Origin of the sequence: Shouchella tritolerans, assembly GCF_025770735.1 — a bacterium.
Taxonomy (GTDB): domain Bacteria; phylum Bacillota; class Bacilli; order Bacillales; family Bacillaceae_D; genus Shouchella; species Shouchella tritolerans.
Genome location: NZ_JAODPB010000004.1, coordinates 111,160 through 128,950, shown reverse-complemented (window position 1 = coordinate 128,950; position 17,791 = coordinate 111,160). Strand labels below are relative to the sequence as shown.

General features: G+C 46.3%; 15 protein-coding genes. 13 read left to right on the top strand and 2 right to left on the bottom strand.

The genetic code is table 11. The features are described from left to right. Positions 1 to 34: 34 nt before the first annotated feature. Together N6H06_RS14785 and N6H06_RS14780 are read left to right on the top strand one after the other, a co-directional pair. Entirely contained in the window at positions 35 to 832 is a 798-nt protein-coding gene (locus N6H06_RS14785; protein WP_062750612.1) for a TIGR00282 family metallophosphoesterase, read from the top strand. 135 nt (positions 833 to 967) lie between these two features. Then, positions 968 to 1,231, top strand: coding sequence for a stage V sporulation protein S (locus N6H06_RS14780; RefSeq protein WP_011247035.1), 264 nt, complete (start codon positions 968 to 970; stop codon positions 1,229 to 1,231). A gap of 45 nt (positions 1,232 to 1,276) precedes the next feature. Here N6H06_RS14780 and N6H06_RS14775 read toward each other — a convergent pair whose 3' ends face one another. Continuing rightward, positions 1,277 to 2,083, bottom strand: a complete 807-nt coding sequence (locus tag N6H06_RS14775) for a protein-glutamine gamma-glutamyltransferase (protein WP_062750610.1) — start codon at positions 2,081 to 2,083, stop codon at positions 1,277 to 1,279. 198 nt (positions 2,084 to 2,281) lie between these two features. On the opposite strand from N6H06_RS14775, the gene miaB reads away from it, so the two are divergent. The 8 genes from miaB to hfq all read left to right on the top strand — a co-directional run bounded on the left by miaB (position 2,282) and on the right by hfq (position 11,929). Then, positions 2,282 to 3,844, top strand: a complete 1,563-nt coding sequence (miaB, locus tag N6H06_RS14770; RefSeq protein ID WP_263707427.1) for a tRNA (N6-isopentenyl adenosine(37)-C2)-methylthiotransferase MiaB — start codon at positions 2,282 to 2,284, stop codon at positions 3,842 to 3,844. Beyond that, positions 3,841 to 4,260, top strand: a complete 420-nt coding sequence (locus tag N6H06_RS14765; protein ID WP_263707426.1) for a RicAFT regulatory complex protein RicA family protein — start codon at positions 3,841 to 3,843, stop codon at positions 4,258 to 4,260. The genes miaB and N6H06_RS14765 overlap by 4 nt, the downstream gene beginning before the upstream one ends. 360 nt (positions 4,261 to 4,620) lie before the next feature. Next, positions 4,621 to 5,193, top strand: coding sequence for an outer spore coat protein CotE (locus N6H06_RS14760; protein ID WP_062750606.1), 573 nt, complete (start codon positions 4,621 to 4,623; stop codon positions 5,191 to 5,193). Between the two features lie 113 nt (positions 5,194 to 5,306). Next, complete coding sequence (gene mutS / locus N6H06_RS14755; RefSeq protein ID WP_263707425.1) at positions 5,307 to 7,922, top strand: DNA mismatch repair protein MutS; 2,616 nt, start codon at positions 5,307 to 5,309, stop codon at positions 7,920 to 7,922. 23 nt (positions 7,923 to 7,945) lie between these two features. After that, complete coding sequence (gene mutL / locus N6H06_RS14750) at positions 7,946 to 9,904, top strand: DNA mismatch repair endonuclease MutL (RefSeq protein ID WP_263707424.1); 1,959 nt, start codon at positions 7,946 to 7,948, stop codon at positions 9,902 to 9,904. 14 nt (positions 9,905 to 9,918) lie between these two features. Continuing rightward, a complete protein-coding gene (locus N6H06_RS14745) occupies positions 9,919 to 10,689 on the top strand; it encodes a class I SAM-dependent methyltransferase (RefSeq protein ID WP_263707423.1) in 771 nt (256 codons plus the stop codon). 29 nt (positions 10,690 to 10,718) lie between these two features. Then, positions 10,719 to 11,651: a tRNA (adenosine(37)-N6)-dimethylallyltransferase MiaA gene (gene miaA / locus N6H06_RS14740; RefSeq protein ID WP_212953769.1), complete on the top strand. Its 933-nt coding sequence runs from the start codon at positions 10,719 to 10,721 to the stop codon at positions 11,649 to 11,651. Positions 11,652 to 11,695: 44 nt separating this feature from the next. Further along, on the top strand, positions 11,696 to 11,929 hold the full coding sequence (hfq, locus tag N6H06_RS14735) for an RNA chaperone Hfq (RefSeq protein WP_062750598.1): 234 nt from the start codon (positions 11,696 to 11,698) through the stop codon (positions 11,927 to 11,929). A gap of 127 nt (positions 11,930 to 12,056) precedes the next feature. Here hfq and N6H06_RS14730 read toward each other — a convergent pair whose 3' ends face one another. After that, positions 12,057 to 13,064 (bottom strand): tyrosine-type recombinase/integrase, encoded by a 1,008-nt coding sequence (locus N6H06_RS14730; protein ID WP_263707422.1) that lies wholly within the window; start codon positions 13,062 to 13,064, stop codon positions 12,057 to 12,059. Between the two features lie 232 nt (positions 13,065 to 13,296). Between N6H06_RS14730 and spoVK the strand changes: the two genes are divergently transcribed. The 3 genes from spoVK (at position 13,297) to glnA (ending at position 17,229) form a co-directional block, all read left to right on the top strand. Next, positions 13,297 to 14,238, top strand: a complete 942-nt coding sequence (spoVK, locus tag N6H06_RS14725; protein ID WP_094427690.1) for a stage V sporulation protein K — start codon at positions 13,297 to 13,299, stop codon at positions 14,236 to 14,238. Between the two features lie 100 nt (positions 14,239 to 14,338). Further along, positions 14,339 to 15,631: a methionine gamma-lyase family protein gene (locus N6H06_RS14720; protein ID WP_062750592.1), complete on the top strand. Its 1,293-nt coding sequence runs from the start codon at positions 14,339 to 14,341 to the stop codon at positions 15,629 to 15,631. Between the two features lie 248 nt (positions 15,632 to 15,879). Further along, positions 15,880 to 17,229 (top strand): type I glutamate--ammonia ligase, encoded by a 1,350-nt coding sequence (glnA, locus tag N6H06_RS14715; RefSeq protein WP_062750590.1) that lies wholly within the window; start codon positions 15,880 to 15,882, stop codon positions 17,227 to 17,229. The last annotated feature ends 562 nt before the right edge of the window (positions 17,230 to 17,791 follow it).

Below are 17,791 nucleotides of genomic sequence, written 5' to 3'. Positions count from 1 at the left end.
TTTTTTGAAATTTGTTTGGAAAAGAGGGATCCCCTTGAGGATTTTATTTATTGGTGACGTTGTCGGCTCTCCTGGCCGCGACATGGTAGAAACGCATTTGAAACGCTTGAAACAGCATTACAAGCCGACCGTCACGGTCATAAATGGCGAAAATGCGGCACACGGTAAAGGGATTACAGAAAAAATATATAAAGGTTTTCTTGATTTAGGTGCGCAAATGGTGACACTCGGAAACCATGCTTGGGATAAACGGGAAATTTTTGATTTCATTGAAGACGCGAAATGGCTTGTACGGCCAGCCAACTTGCCTCCGAACACGCCTGGGGTCGGCTTCCGGGTGATGAAAGTCAACCAATTAAATGTGGCCGTCATCAATTTGCTAGGACGGACGTTCATGAATCCAGCTGATTGCCCTTTCCGTACAGTCGATGGGATTTTAGAGGAAATTGGCGCCGAAGCTGATTGCATATTTGTCGATTTTCACGCAGAAACGACGAGCGAAAAGCAAGCGATGGGCTGGCATTTAGATGGGCGCGTCAGTGCAGTGATCGGCACACACACACATGTGCAAACAGCAGATGAGCGGATTTTGCCAAAAGGGACCGCCTATTTGTCTGATGTTGGCATGACTGGCCCTTTAGACGGCATTCTTGGCATGGAAAAAGAAGCGGTGCTGTACCGGTTTCTGACGAATTTGCCTGCGCGTTTTGAAGTGGCTGAAGGTCGCAAACAATTAAACGGTGTTGTGATTGATATCGATGACCGTACCGGAAAAGCAGCGAAAATTGAGCGCCTTTCCTTTTCCGATGAGCGCCCGTTTATGGAAATGTAGACAATTTTGTGTTCACGAGGCATATCCCTCCTATTTCTTCAATAGACATGTGATAAGGCGTTGGCCTGTTAATTGACAGCTTGAGGAGACAACGATCGAACCAGCCCGCTTTATTTTATTTGAGGAGGGGTAGAAATGGAAGTCTTAAAGGTTTCAGCAAAATCTACACCAAATTCTGTTGCAGGCGCGCTCGCCGGTGTCATCCGGGAACGAGGAGCCGCAGAAATACAGGCGATTGGCGCAGGAGCGTTAAACCAGTCCATCAAAGCGATTGCGATTGCCAGAGGTTTCGTTGCTCCCAGTGGAATCGACTTGGTCTGCATTCCCGCGTTTACAGACATCCATATTGACGGAGAAGAGCGAACGGCCATTAAGCTGATTATAGAACCTCGTAGCTAAAACAGGCTGCTGCATGAATAACACGTGCAGCAGCCTGTTTTGCTTTTAGTAAAAGTGGATACGATCACCCATTTCCACGACGATCGCATCCAAAAGCCCTGTACGTGGCGTGTAGCCAGTATCGGAAAAAGTACGTACCAATTTAAAGTTAAGGCGTGTTACTTGGTCGAGCAAGTAAGCGGACGTTTGCGAGCCTGGGATGCGTTGCTCGTTTAGAAGGCGGATGATTTCTGCGCTCGTTTGAATCCCAATCCCATGGCCAAAGTACAAGTCACGATCAAGCTTAATCGCGTTTTCGCCGCGCCAGACGGAATTGTACGGGGCAAAATCGGGATTGTCAAAGTAAACGCAGTCGCCAATACAATAATCGGTCCCTTTTCTCGTCACTAGCTGCAAGTCTTCGTCATGTTCCCATGAATACAAATAAAGCCCTTGGAACAACCGGTCAAACGAAGGACGGTCAATCGAGTCTAGCACCGCCTTATAAAAGAGAATGATAATCGCAGTGGCGCATTCAAATCCGTAGGCTCTACCATTTAAAAAGATATCGTTGATGGCATCAGACGGCCTAATGGAAGGTTTTAACTGGAAGGCGCCATTAGGCATCCGCTGCCAAAAGCGGGGATTGCAAAAGGACTGTTGAAAGGACTCGAATGAGGCACCACTATGAAACATGGCGATTGACGCTTCGACCGTATGTAAGCGCAAAGCAACCTCAAAGCTGAGTTCATCAACGGATTGGTAGCGGTAAGTAGCCTCGCTTTCAAGCAAACTTGTTAGAATGGCGCGTTCCGCTTGAGATAAACCGTGGCTCGGTATGGTGTGCAACGGCTTTCCTGCAATTTCAATCATTGGACCAGCTCCCTTTATACGATTATTAAAACCTATGCGTCAAAAGGGCCTTACAGCCCTCATTTTTATAGCTAGAGATAACGCTAGCGTTGTTTTCAATGAAGATTGCCGCGAATCGGCTCTGTTCCATTGTTTTCTAAGGATGAGACACGTATAATATGGGAGGAACGTTTTGTTTGCATGGAAGGGGATTTTACAATGAGTGATCAAAACAAGACGAAAGATTACAGCAAGTACTTCGATTTTAGCGATGCGCGCGTTGTTTCTGAAGACGACGAGAAAAAAATTATTAAAATAAAAGGCCGGGAAATTACCATATACGATCAGCCGAATTATCGAGCAGGGCGAAAGAGAAAGCGTGAAGACGTGCAAGTGCTTCGTCCCGAAAATTTGATCCCCGAAGATGTTGCCAACCTTGGCGCAGGGAAGAAATTTTTAATTCGGACTTACGGCTGCCAAATGAATGTCCATGATTCTGAAAACATGTCAGGTCTTTTGCTCGGAATGGGCTTTGAAGAAACAAACGAAACAGAAGAGGCTGATGTCATTCTATTAAACACATGCGCTATCCGTGAAAACGCGGAAAACAAAGTGTTTGGCGAAATCGGCAACTTAAAGCCGCTTAAGTTGGAAAAGCCTGAACTGATTATTGGCGTATGTGGTTGTATGTCACAAGAAGAATCAGTAGTCGGCAAAATTATGGAAAAGCACCAGCACATTGATTTGATCTTCGGGACACACAACATTCATCGTTTGCCCCATTTATTACGGGATGCGATTTTCGGAAAAGAAATGGTCATTGAAGTGTGGTCCAAAGAAGGCGATATCGTTGAAAACATGCCGCGCTCTCGCAAAAACAAAACACAAGCATGGGTAAACATTATGTATGGCTGTGATAAGTTTTGCACATACTGCATCGTCCCATATACGCGAGGCAAAGAGCGTAGTCGCTTGCCTGAAGACATTATAGCCGAAGTGCGTGATTTGGCGCGCCAAGGGTACAAGGAAATAACGCTGCTCGGCCAAAATGTGAACGCCTATGGCAAAGATTTGCCTGGCTCTTATCGGCTTGGCGACCTGATGAACGAAATTCATAAAATTGATATTCCGCGCGTCCGGTTTACGACAAGCCACCCTCGTGATTTTGACGACCATTTAATTGAAGTGCTTGCCCAAGGTGGAAACCTTGTTGAGCATATCCATTTGCCGGTTCAGCATGGAAACTCTGATATTCTTAAACTGATGGGCCGCAAATATACGCGGGAGCAATACATTACGCTGGCGAATAAGATTAAACAAGCGATTCCGAATGCTTCCTTTACAACCGATTTAATTGTTGGCTTCCCGAATGAAACCGAAGAACAATTTCAGGACATGCTTTCTCTCGTGGAAGAAATTCAATTTGATGCGGCGTATACCTATATTTATTCGCCTCGTGAAGGCACACCGGCAGCTCGAATGGAAGACAACGTCCCAATCGCTGTGAAAAAAGAGCGGTTGGCCCGCTTAAATGCCCTTGTCAACGATATTTCCAACAAGCGCAACTTGGATTATCAGGACAAAATTGTTGAAGTGCTCGTAGAAGGGGAAAGCAAGAAAAATGCAGATGTTCTTGCTGGGCGCACTCGGACAAACCGGCTTGTTAATTTTGTCGGACCGAAATCAGCAATTGGCGAAATTGTCTATGTAAAAATAACAGAAGCGAAAACATGGTCATTAGATGGAGAAATCGTTTCGGCGCCAGAGGTGAAAGCACAATGACAAAGTTGTATACAAGACAGGAAATCAAGGACAAAGCAAAGGAACTGGCAAATATGCTCGCCCGGACAGAGGAAGTTGACTTTTTCAAGCGCGCAGAAAAGAAAATCAACGAACATCTTCGCGTCCAGGAAATGATTGGCGATATTAAACGCTACCAAAAAGAAGCCGTTAATTTGAAGCATTACGGAAAGACGGAAGCGTTAAAAGAAGTGGAAGCGAAAATTGATGAATTGCATGATCAAATTGATGAGATCCCTCTCGTTCAGGAATTTAAACGGAGTCAAGTCGAAGTAAATGAATTGCTGCAATTAATCACGAACACGGTGTCTAAAACGGTTACGGATGAAATAATTCGTTCCATGGATGGCGATGTCATGCGGGGAACGACGACGAAAAGCCCCTTTCATCAATGTTAACACGCTTTTTGTTTTGCACTCAGACTGATCGAACACACTTGTCAGACGATGAGTGCAGGCGAGGGAAGGATGCGGATAGAACGGGGGTTTATGAGCAACATTTTCTTGCATGTCAAACGACAGTTTTAAAGCATATAAGTGAGGCAAACGACCCGTATGCGAGCGTTTGTCTACAGTCTGAACACGGCAGGAATGCCGTGTTTTTGTTTTATAGGTCTAAACAGGGTCAGTGATTCATAGCTTGGTATAGAAACGTCTAGGCGTAGGGGCGTTGCACAACATGATCAGCGGATGTGCGCAATGTAAAAAACAAGGCGAATGTCTATTGCAATAGGCAAAATGAAAAATGGGAGGTACACGATGGCTGACTCAAAAAATGAAACGAGTTATCGCGAGATTATTACGAAAGCTGTCTGCGGCAAAGGGCGCAAATTTTCAGAAGCGACACATCATATCCGTCCATCAGAGCCACCGTCAAGCATACTCGGCTGCTGGATTATTAATCACACGTACAGTGCAAAAAAGCGTGGGGATACAGTCGAAGTCAATGGCAGCTATGACATTAATGTATGGTTTTCGTATACCAATAACACGAAAACGGACGTTGCAACTCAAACGGTTTCTTATACCGATCTCGTGCCTTTAACAATGAAAGATGACAATGTGATTTCCGAAGAATTGGAAGTTTACGCGAAGTCTGTGCAGCAGCCGAATACACTTGAAGCAGTCATTTCTGAGGACGGCCGCAGTGTCGATGTCCAAGTCGAACGGGAATTTATTGTTGAATGCATTGGCGAAACGAAAGTGGCAGTAGCGGTCAATCCACAAGGGCTGATTGAAGAATATCCGATTGACTCACTTACTGGCGAAATTCGCGACGAAGAATTTGAACAAATCGATCCAAACTTTTTACAAGAAGAAATCGACCGATAGAAAAAGCCGGCTCACTTTTTGGAGAGCCGGTTTTTTTCCGTTAAAATCAAGGAAATCGACTGTCTTCCTATGGTATAATAGCGATTAGATTTTCAACATATCGGAGGCAATTTATGGCACAAATGCACACCCCCATGATGAAACAGTACTTGCAAATAAAAGCAAAGTACCAGGACGCCTTTTTATTTTTCCGGTTAGGCGACTTTTACGAAATGTTCAATGATGATGCCATTAAAGCTGCCCAAGAATTAGAAATTACATTAACGGGCCGTGGCCAAGGCGATGACCGAATTCCAATGTGCGGTGTTCCGTACCATTCGGCTGATTCATATATAGCCCGCCTAATTGATAAAGGGTATAAAATTGCCATTTGTGAGCAAGTGGAAGACCCAAAAACAGCAAAAGGCGTTGTGAAGCGTGAAGTAACAAAAGTATTGACACCAGGTACGCTGATGAATAGCAAGTTGTTAGCGGAAAAAGAAAACAACTATTTGCTCGCCTTTGCCAACGAAGGGGATGACGCGTGGGGCATCGCCCGTTGCGACCTTTCTACAGGCGAAAGCGATGTAACATTGCTTAGAGGAGGGAGCGCAGAGCTTCTTCAAGAAATTGCAGCCAGTGGCGTTAAAGAAGCAATTGCGCCGGCTGGGCTCGAAGAAGAACTGAAAGCGAAGCTTGCCGGACAGCAAGGTTTTGTTGTTTCCTATGAGGAACAAGAGAGCGTGCCTAAAGAATATGAGCGGCTTATTAACCATATTCAACAGCCATTGCTAAAACGAGCTTACGGGCGCATGCTCCATTATTTACTAGCGACCCAGAAGCAAAGCTTGCGCCATTTGCAACAAGTCGTCTTCCATCCGGCCGATTCTTATTTAAAAATGGATGTCCATGCAAAACGGAATTTGGAATTAGTCCAAACATTGCGCGATAAAAAGAAAAGTGGCTCCCTCCTTGCTGTGATTGACCAAACAGTAACAGCAATGGGTGGGAGGCTTTTACGCCAATGGATTGAACGGCCATTAGTGGACAAGCAAGCAATTGCAGGCAGACAGGCAGTGGTAGAAGCGTTTCTGGAACATTTTTTTGAACGGGAGCAATTGCGCGATTGTCTTCGCCACGTTTACGATATTGAGCGGTTAGCAGCCCGTATTGCTTACGGCAGCGTCAATGCACGGGAGCTTGTGCAATTAAAGCGCTCGCTGCAAAACATTCCGGAGATCGAGGCAACGCTGGAACAAGCCGGCCTTGGCGGACGTTGGCTAAAGCAGTCTGAGCAGTTTGCTGACTTGGTGGCCTTAATGGATCAAAGCCTTGTCGATGATCCACCGCTCTCGTTAACGGACGGTGGCCTTATTGTAGACGGTTATAACGAAGAACTGGATGCTTACCGGGATGCAAGCCGTAACGGCAAACAGTGGATTGCAGAACTCGAGCAGTCGGAACGGGAGGCAACAGGCATACGCTCATTAAAAGTAGGCTACAACCGTGTATTTGGTTACTACATTGAGGTAACAAGGGCCAATGCCCATATGCTGCCAGATGGCCGCTACGAACGCAAACAGACGCTCACCAATGCTGAACGTTACATAACGCCAGAACTAAAGGAAAAAGAAGCGCTCATATTGGAAGCCGATGAAAAGCTCGCCGATCTTGAATACCGTTTATTTGCTGATATCCGTAAACAAGTGGAAGCCTATGTTGCTAGTTTGCAAAAGCTTGCCGCCGATATTAGCGAAATGGATGTGCTCGCTGGTTTTGCCTCTGTTGCTGAACAAAACGGCTACACGAAGCCAACCATCACTGAAAGTCGCGATGTCGCCATCAAAGGCGGGCGCCATCCTGTCGTAGAAACGGTCATTAAACGAGGCAGTTATGTAGAAAATGACATTGATTTAACGGGCGACAGGGATATGCTGTTAATTACGGGGCCGAATATGGGCGGGAAAAGCACCTATATGCGCCAGCTTGCTTTAACTGTCGTCATGGCGCAGATTGGCAGCTATGTGCCTGCCGCGGAAGCAACGCTGCCTTTGTTTGACCAAATTTTTACCCGCATTGGTGCCGCTGACGACCTTGCAAGCGGACAGAGCACATTTATGGTAGAAATGCTGGAGACAAAAGACGCGCTTGTGAAAGCAACACCCCACAGCCTCATTTTGCTTGATGAGATTGGCCGTGGTACTTCGACGTATGACGGGATGGCGCTCGCACAGGCGATCATTGAATACATTTATGAAACCATTGGCGCTAAAACCCTTTTTTCGACCCATTACCACGAATTGACAGGGTTGGCTGATTGTCTTCATACGTTACGCAATGTCCATGTTTCGGCTGTAGAGGAAAATGGGACAGTCGTGTTTCTCCATCAAGTGATTGAAGGCGCTGCAGACCGCAGCTACGGCGTTTATGTCGCAGAACTGGCCGGTTTGCCAAAGCAGGTAACAACGAGGGCAGAGGCGCTTTTGACTGAGTTGGAGCATATTCCACGGAAACCAACAAGTGCTTCGGTAGAACAACCAATCGATAGCGCTAAAACGGAAACTGCAGCAACCATCGAAGAACCGCAGCAGCTCTCGCTATTTCCAGCTGATGATGAAACAAAGCCAAAGCAGCCAACAAAAAAAGAACGTTCGGTACTAGCGAAAATAGCTGAAGTCGATGTGTTGCACTTAACACCGCTACAAGCGCTTGAAAAAATCAATGAGTGGCAAAAGCAGCTAAACAAGTAATAAAGTAAAAAGGGGTGGAGACGATGACCGCTATTCAACAGCTTGACGATGCGCTTTCTAATAAAATTGCAGCTGGCGAAGTCGTTGAACGTCCTGCTTCTATCGTCAAAGAGCTTGTCGAAAATGCGATTGATGCAAACAGCAGCCAAATTCTAGTTGAAATTGAAGAAGGCGGCCTTTCTTCCATTCGCATTGTTGATAATGGGACAGGCATTGAGCCGAATGAACTAGAATTGGCTTTCTCTCGTCACGCGACCTCAAAAATCAAAACGGACCGCGATTTGTTTACGATTCGCACACTCGGTTTTCGCGGCGAAGCGCTGCCAAGCATCGCCTCTGTCTCCCGTGTAAATATGCAGACGAGCACAGGAAGTGCAGGGATGCAAATCGAGCTTGAGGGGGGAGAGATCGTCCACAAGCAGCCTTCTGAAGCGCGCAAAGGCACCACCATTGTCGTCACTGACTTGTTTTACAATACGCCTGCACGCCTAAAATATTTAAAAACGGTTTTAACAGAGGCGGGGCATGTGAGCGAAGTAATGAACCGCATGGCTTTGGCGTACCCGCACATTCGGTTTCACTATGTCAGCGATGGCAAAACCGTGCTGAAAACAGCAGGAAACGGTGACTTACGCCAAGTCATTGCCCAAGTCTATGGCCGCAAAACAGCAGAACAAATGGTCCATATGACGGGTTCATCGTTGGATTACGAGCTAAGTGGCTATATCGCTAAGCCTGAATTGACACGAGCGAACAGGCAGTATATGTCGATTTTCATAAATGGGCGCTACATCCGCAACTTTAAGTTGGCTAAAGCGATTCAACAAGGCTTTCACACAAAGCTGCCAATTGGCCGCTTTCCGATTGCCGTTCTAAAGTTGGAAATGGACCCGACGTTAATCGATGTCAATGTCCATCCGGCTAAGCTGGAAGTGCGCTTGAGCAAGGAAGAAGCGCTTAGTGAAATGATTGTCGATAGCATTAAAAAGGCGTTAAGTGAAGAAACGCTTATACCTGAGCCGAAAAAAGAAAACGCAGCTCAAACAAAAAGCGAACAGCTGTCCTTCTCCTTAGCGTACGAGTTACAGCCAGAAAAAGAGCATGTGCGCGAAACGATGCAGCAGCCGCGCCAGCTTGCTGCCGACAATCAAGTTGATCGCCAAGAGGAAAGCACAAGCATGGGCAACAGTTGGTCGCCATCACGGCCACAAGAGCAGGAAATCGAACAAGTAAGAAGCGGCCATGCCAGTGTGCCTGCTCGAAATGAACGTGTAGAAACCAACACAGAGGATGCATATGAGCAGGCGGAAATAACAGTAGACGAGTCCCTTCCAACGGAAGAGGACACAACTGTTATCGAGCCAGAACCGCCTGAAGGCAATGACGTAGAGGCCAAAGGGGGGATGCCGCCTTTGTATCCAGTCGGCCAGATGCATGGAACATACATTGTTGCCCAAAACGAACAAGGGATGTACTTAATTGACCAACATGCGGCACAAGAACGGATTAAATATGAGCATTTCCATCAAAAATTAGCTGAACCATTAGGACAAACACAAGACTTGCTAGTGCCGATTACACTTGAGCTGACAACAAGGGAAACGCTTGTTGTGACTGAATCGAAAGAAAAACTTGAAGCCGTTGGCGTATTTTTAGAAGAATTTGGGAAAAATACATTTGTCGTCCGTTCCCATCCGACTTGGTTTCCTCAAGGCGACGAAGAATCGACGATACGAGAAATGGTTGAGCAACTTTTGGACAATAAACGGATTAGCATTGGCCAATTGCGTGAGGAAGCAGCGATTATGATGAGTTGCAAAGCGGCGATTAAAGCCAATCGCCATTTGCGCACGGATGAAATGTTTCAACTTCTGGAAACGCTGCGCCGTTGTGAAGAACCGTATACATGTCCTCATGGCCGCCCGGTTGTGATCCACTTTTCAACGTACGAACTTGAAAAAATGTTTAAGCGTGTCATGTAGAGGAGAGACAAAACGTGATCGTTACGACGGCAAGAAAACAGGCCCATGCCTTAAAAGAAAAAGCAGCTTTATGTGCTGCTAAACTTGGTGCTCGTTTTGTTGAGCGTCAAGACCGTTCTCTTGACGCGCTTTTTGCCGCTTACGGTCAAGATGTGTGCATCGTCGGAAAAGAACGGCTAACCCTTTACAAATATAATGAGGCAGTCCCGTTTTATTACCACCCAAATGCGTCGTTTATCCGCTATAAACAGTGGAAGAAAACAGGAACGGATCCTTTCATCGACGCTGCCGGCTTGAGCAAGGGCGAGAAAGTCCTCGATGCCACACTTGGCATGGGCGCGGATGCAGTAATGGCTGCTCTTGCTGTCGGCAGAACAGGAACAGTAACTGGGCTGGAAGTGAGTCAGTCAATTGCTCATATTGTGGCAACAGGCTTAAAAGAGTGGCAGGAAGGAGACGAAGCGTTCTTGCAGGCGTTACGGCAAGTGAACGTTGTGAACACGAGCAGTGCGGCCTATTTTCAACATATGAAAGACGAATCCGTTGATGTTGTTTATTTTGACCCGATGTTTGAGACGAAAATTGCTTCGCCTGGACTTGAAGGGCTGCGCCATTTTGCCTGCTCAGAGACGTTGACAAAATCCGTTCTTGATGAAGCTAAACGGGTGGCAAGGCGTGCTGTCGTGTTAAAGGGCCACTGGCAAAGCGAGCAATTTGCCCGCTTTGGCTTTACCGTCAACAGAAGGCAACACGCTACTTTCCAATACGGCGTAATGGAACTCTAGCATGGATTAGGATGGAAAGGAGGATGCCTATGACGCGAGACCCGCTCATCGCAATTGTCGGCCCGACGGCCGTAGGAAAAACAGCCCTTGGCATTGAACTTGCGAAAACGTTTGGCGCTGAAATTATTAGCGGGGATTCGATGCAAGTGTACCGGACAATGGATATTGGCACGGCAAAAGCAACGGTGGAAGAAATGGCTGGCATTCCCCACCATTTAATTGACATTCTTGAGCCAGGCGACACATGGACGGTTTCCATGTTTCAAGAGAAAGCGCTTTTGGCGATTGCTTCCATTCGTAGCCGTGGCAAATGGCCCTTATTAGTCGGCGGCACGGGCCTTTACGTCCAAGCACTTACCCATGAATTGTCTTTTGCCGAGGCGCCATCGGACCCCTCATTCCGGGAAGAAATGGAATTGTGTGCCAATCGTTTCGGCAACGCAGCACTCCACGAGAAGCTAGCAAAAGCAGATCCGAAAGCAGCGGAAGCCATCCACGCCAATAATGTTCGCCGTATTATCCGTGCTTTAGAGGTGATCCATCTTACAGGAAAACCATTTTCCGAACAAGAGAACGGCCTCGCGCGGCCTCGTTTTGACAATGCGCTAATTGGCTTAGAAATGGAAAGACAGGCGTTATATGAGCGGATCAACCGCCGCGTTGATGCCATGATGGAGGCAGGATTGTTGGAAGAAGTTCATGGGCTTTATCAACGGGGAATCCAGGGCCAAGCTATTCAGGCGATTGGCTACAAGGAACTATATGCTTACTTTGATGGAAAATGCACCTATGACGAAGCCATTGAAGCTCTGAAAACCAATACGCGCCGTTATGCTAAAAGGCAACTGACTTGGTTTAAAAACCGGAGCGATGCTGTCTGGTTTAATCTGGAGGAGCCAGAGGCCAAAGCAAAAATTTTTGATTATGTCCACGCTTTTTTAGCAGGAAAAGGGTTTGCTTAAGGCGAATGAGTAAAGGAACGATGTAGAGAGAGGAGTCAGCCAACATGAAAGCAACAATAAATATCCAAGATCAGTTTTTAAACCAATTGCGCAAAGAATCCATCCCGGTAACGGTTTTTTTATTAAATGGATTTCAATTGCGTGGGCAAGTAAAGGGATTTGATAACTTTACCGTTATTGTAGAAACAGAAGGCCGCCAACAGCTTGTTTACAAGCACGCCATTTCCACATTTGCCCCGCAAAAAAATGTTCAATTGAAAAATGAAGCGGAAGTATAACTGCTTTTTTGTATAGCAACGAGGGAAAACGGTTCTTTCCAAGGACGGGATGAAAACAATCCATTTTCATCCCGTTTTTTATTTGTTTAAAAAACTATTGCCTGTGTGCCTCAATGAAGCCAGCTTGCTATGAGCTGCTTAGACGGGAGTCTGCCCCAGCTTCCACAGCTGTAGGTAGAAGTTCTTGCCTTCTAGCAACGTTCATTTTTTCGACGGTTAGGGCATAGCGCCGCAAGGAAAGCATGCTTTTTAGCCCTGCTTTTTGCTGAATCGTTGTCCACTGTTCCCCTGCAAGCATTAACTTGAGCAGAAATGAATGACGAAAATGCTGGGCGGAAATGCCTTTGCGCAAGCCAGCACGCGCCACTTCTGTGCGGATCATTTTTTGCAGGGCAATTTCCGTCAATGCTTTGGGCGCGTCGTTTTCATAGGACCAATGGTAAGTGCGTCTTGTAAAATCAAAAGCGACAAACAACGGATCGTCCGTATGTAAACGAGGCCGTACCGGTTCAGGGATAAGTGTCCAATAAGCATGCAACTGCTTGGCGTTTTTTGGGCAAAGTGCAAGTTGACGGTCGTGGCCACTGTCTCTTCGAATGAGCAACGTTCCTTTTACAAAATTGACATCATTCATCTGCAAATCGCAAAGTTCTTGCAATGTGAGGCCATAGTGGGCAAGAAGCAAAAACAACGCAAAATTTCGTTTTGTCAGTTGTGGCCTTGCAAGCAGCTGATTGTCCGTCAACCCTTCTTCTGTTTGGCTTGAACGCAAGATCGCAGCTATTTCCTTCGTATTGACCCATTCGTGAGGTTGAAGCGGTTCAGCTTCTAAAGGGGGCGGGTCATAGGTTAGGAGTGGATGACTCGCCAACTGTTTTTCCGCAATTAAAAAGGCGGTGAATTGCCGGAGCACGGAAGCGACGCGGCGGATTGTCCGTGTTTGGTAGGAGCGGTTTTCAACCAATTCATAAAAGTAACGTTCTGCATCCGTTTGCTCCATAGAGCGGAAATCTTTATTGTCGAGCCACTTGAAAAAGTCAAGCAAATCATAGCGGTAGCGCCTAACGGTCGACGGCCGCCGCCCTTTGTCAGCTAGAGCGCATGTAAAGCGCTCTACCCATTGAATCCCATCCATCCAAAGCACCCCTTTCAAGAAAATTATACCAAATCCCTTCAGCTCCGTCACGAACAGATAATAAGTCATTTGCTTTACAAAGCGAAGTACTTGCCCGAACCATTGCTCCATATAGTAAAAGGGAAACGTCTTTCCAGCGGATGGGCATTTGTCACGTTTTTAATCCTTTTTGCGTATAGTAGCAACAAAGCAAGAGCCGCCTGAGGCAGGCTGCTGAAGGGGGGAAGATGCGGTGAGCAATCCGCTTGAAACGAAAAATAGCGCTAGAATCAATGTCGTATTAAATAAAGTTCCTGTAAAACGAGCGAGCACAGACTGGTTTGTCTCTCCAGAAGAAAAAGAAAAGCATGAAGTACTGACTAAGTTTGAACAGAAGCTGTCAGCTTATATCGGCTTGGATGAAATTAAAGCGTTAATCCAAGAGCTCTACGCATGGATTTATGTGAATGAACGCCGCAAAGAACGCGGGCTTAAAGCAACAAAGCAAGTACTCCACATGATTTTTAAAGGCAATCCAGGGACAGGGAAAACGACGGTTGCTCGAATTGTTGCTTCTTTTTTACACGAAATGAACGTGCTCTCAAAGGGCCACTTACTGGAAATGGAACGTGCTGATTTAGTTGGCGAATACATTGGCCATACGGCGCAAAAGACGCGGGAAGTGCTGAAGCAGGCAAGCGGTGGCGTGCTCTTTATTGATGAAGCGTACTCGTTATCACGAGGTGGGGAGAAAGACTTCGGCAAGGAAGCGATCGATACGTTGGTGAAAGGGATGGAAAACAACGCCAATGACTTTGTGCTTATTATCGCCGGCTATTCAAAAGAAATGGATTACTTTCTATCATTAAACCCTGGCTTGCCTTCACGGTTTCCGATTTCGATCACGTTTCCCAATTATAATGTTGACGAATTGATGGAAATGTTAATCGGGATGGCAAAAGAACGAGATTACATGCTGTCGGAGGAGGCTTTGCAAGAATGCCGTGAGCATATTCGCAAAGTCGCGTCTGAACAGGAAAGGACATTTAGCAATGGGCGTTACATCCGCAATATGGTCGAAGAGGCAATCCGTCAGCAAGCGGTACGGATTTTAAAACAAAACGATTATACGAAAACAGCGATGGAGCTGCTGAAAAAAGAAGATTTCCAGTTTAAACATAAACGCTTTATGTAACACTACCTGTGTGTATATTTTATGGTGCTTCGTTTTCCGTTTCCTTTCTAGCTTATCACATGGTAAGCTAGAAAGGAGACAGCAGAGTAGGAGAGAACAAATGGTGACAGAGTTTTTATTCAACGAAGAAATACAAGAAAAAATCATCCGAGCTGAAAAACGGATCGCGGCTCATCATCAAGAAATTGATGGGATTGCTTTAATCAATCAAAAACGGGTAATGGATAGCTTTGCCCGCCATCAAGTTGCCGATTTTCACTTTAGCCCTTCCACTGGTTACGGGTACGACGATTTGGGCAGAGACACGCTAGAAGCCATTTATGCTGATGTCTTCGGGGGAGAGGCTGCTCTTGTCAGGCACCAAATCGTCTCAGGCACCCACGCGATCGCAATAGCTCTATTTGGCTTGTTGCGTCCAGGCGATGAACTGCTTTATATATCTGGAAAACCTTATGACACGCTTGAAGAAATCGTGGGCATTCGCGGACACGGCTCTGGCTCCCTTCGTGATTACGGCATTTCTTACAACATGGTGCCATTAAGAGAAGGACGCATGGACAAGCAGGCGATCAAAGAGGCGATCACGGAAAAAACAAAAGTGATTGGCATTCAACGATCCAAAGGCTACGGCGATCGACCTTCATTCCATATCGATGAACTTGCTGATGTGATCGCGTTTGTCAAATCGATTAAACAAGAAGTGCTCGTATTTGTCGATAATTGCTATGGCGAGTTTGTGGAAACAAAAGAACCGTGCCACGTTGGTGCTGACATCATTGCTGGTTCGCTCATTAAGAATCCAGGTGGTGGGCTTGCAAAAACAGGCGGTTACTTGGTTGGTCAAACACAGGCAATTGAGCTCGCTTCCTATCGCTTGGCGGCGCCAGGGATTGGCGCGGAAGGGGGAGCCACGTTAGGCACACTTTTAGACATGTACCAAGGCTTTTTTCTTGCCCCCCATGTTGTTGCCCAAAGCGTCAAAGGCGCTGTTTTTACCGCTGCTTTGCTTGAAGAACTCGGTTTAGAAACGAGACCTAGTTCCCATGAACGGCGCACAGATTTGATTCAAGCGGTCCATTTCAAAACGGGCGAACAAATGGTGGCATTTTGCCAAGCGATCCAACAAGCATCGCCAGTCAACGCTCATGTGAAGCCGCAACCAAGCTATATGCCAGGCTATGCGGATGATGTCATTATGGCGGCTGGTACGTTTGTCCAAGGGGCAAGCATTGAGCTATCGGCGGATGGCCCACTGCGTCCCCCGTATGCCGCCTACATCCAAGGTGGGCTCACGTATGAACATGTGAAGCTAGCGGTCAGTGCTGCTTGTGAAAAAACGTTTATGACTGAAAAAGTTCGGGAAAAAGACGAACGGAGCCCATCAGGCAAATAAAGAGAGCAAATTTTGATGTAACGACGCAAAATCGGGTAAGGCGCCAGGCCGTGCTTGACTTCAAAATAAGCCTTTAGTACGATACTAAAAAAGATAGACCTGAAAGAGGCAAGGAAACAACGAAGACGACTAGCCAATGGGCCTTACGTTGTTTTGCAACCCTTTCACGAACGAGTGGATGAATGGCTTGGGAACAGGGGATATCCCCCTTTCTACATAGATGAAAAACGAGAGGAGAAAAACCACGCATGCCAAAGTTTACAAAAGAAGATATTGTCCGCCAAGCTCAAGATAACAATGTCCGCTTTATCCGTCTCCAGTTTACCGACCTGCTCGGAACGATCAAGAACGTTGAAATTCCAGTCGATCAGCTTTCTAAAGCCCTTGACAACAAAATGATGTTTGATGGTTCATCGATTGAAGGGTTTGTCCGCATTGAAGAATCGGACATGTATTTGTACCCTGATTTAAATACATGGGTCGTTTTCCCATGGACGCCAGAAAAAGGGAAAGTCGCCCGTTTGATTTGTGACATTTACCAACCAGGAAAGCCAGGGGAGGAGCCAAAGCCGTTTGAAGGGGACCCACGGGGGATTTTAAAGCGTGTCCTCAAGGAAGCACAGGAACTTGGCTTTACCGATTTCAACATTGGACCGGAGCCAGAGTTTTTCCTCTTTAAAAATGACGAGAAAGGCGAGCCGACACTTGAACTAAACGACCGCGGCGGCTATTTTGACTTAGCGCCGACAGACCTAGGTGAAAACTGTCGCCGCGATATCGTGCTGGAGCTGGAAGATATGGGCTTCGAAATTGAGGCATCCCACCACGAAGTCGCCCCAGGCCAACACGAAATCGATTTTAAATATGCGGACGCTGTCTCTACATGCGACAACATCCAAACGTTTAAGCTCGTTGTCAAAACCATTGCCCGTAAGCACGGCTTGCATGCGACGTTTATGCCAAAGCCGCTGTTTGGCGTCAACGGTTCAGGCATGCATTTGAACATGTCGCTATTCAACCAAGAGGGCAACGCCTTTTACGACAAAAATACAGAAAGCCAACTTAGCAAAACAGCGATGCAATTTTTAGGCGGCATCCTTAAGCATGCCGAAGGCTTTACTGCGATTACCAATCCAATTGTCAATTCTTATAAACGGTTGGTGCCAGGCTATGAAGCGCCAGTGTACATCGCCTGGTCGATGCGGAATCGCTCGCCTCTTGTCCGCATTCCATCCTCGCGAGGCGTATCAACCCGGATTGAAGTGAGAAGCCCGGACCCATCGGCGAACCCATATTTAGCGATGGCGGTTATGCTCGCTTCAGGCCTTGACGGCATTAAAAAGAAAATCAACCCGCCTGAAGCAACGGACCGCAACATTTACATCATGAGCAAAGAAGAACGCCTTGATGAAGGCATCAAAGATTTGCCATCTACATTAAAAGAAGCGATTGACAGCCTCCTAAAAGACGAAGTGCTCGTCAAAGCACTCGGCGAACATGCGCTAGAACATTTCGTAGAAGCGAAAGAAATCGAATGGGACATGTTTAGAACGCAAGTCCATCCGTGGGAGCGGGAACAGTTCATGCAGAATTATTAAGGAGAGGAACCCTTGGCACTGTTGGTGTCGGGGGTTTTTAAGTTTAAGAAGGTGAAACCTTCTTCTCCTATATTCTTGAGAGCGCCAAGAAAAGAATGATAGAACTTTACCGCATTTAAAGGATATTTAAGCAGCTGGTGACTGGAATTGTAAGAAAAAGCCTCTATAACAGCTTTTATGCTGTTATAGAGGTTCCTTTTTTCTAGAATAGAAAGATGGGGGAAGGTGAAAGCGTTATTGAAAAGAAACGACGCTAAATCAATCCATTGCCTGTATATCGATCACTTTATAGCCTCTCCCTGTCATCTCATCACAACGATGATGCATAACTGCCTACAAGGATGATTCATTTGACAATTGACAGAAACCCAATTCTATGCGATAGTATATAGAAAGTTCAAATTGACGAATTTTGTTCAAAATAACGAACGAAAGGATTGGTAAGCGGCGAAGTCTATCTTTATACAATGGTTATTAGGTGAATGAAAGTTTATAACGAAAACAATCCATCAGCGACCGCGTTGCCGTGTATATTTCATGTAACGTGATTTTCTCTGTACTA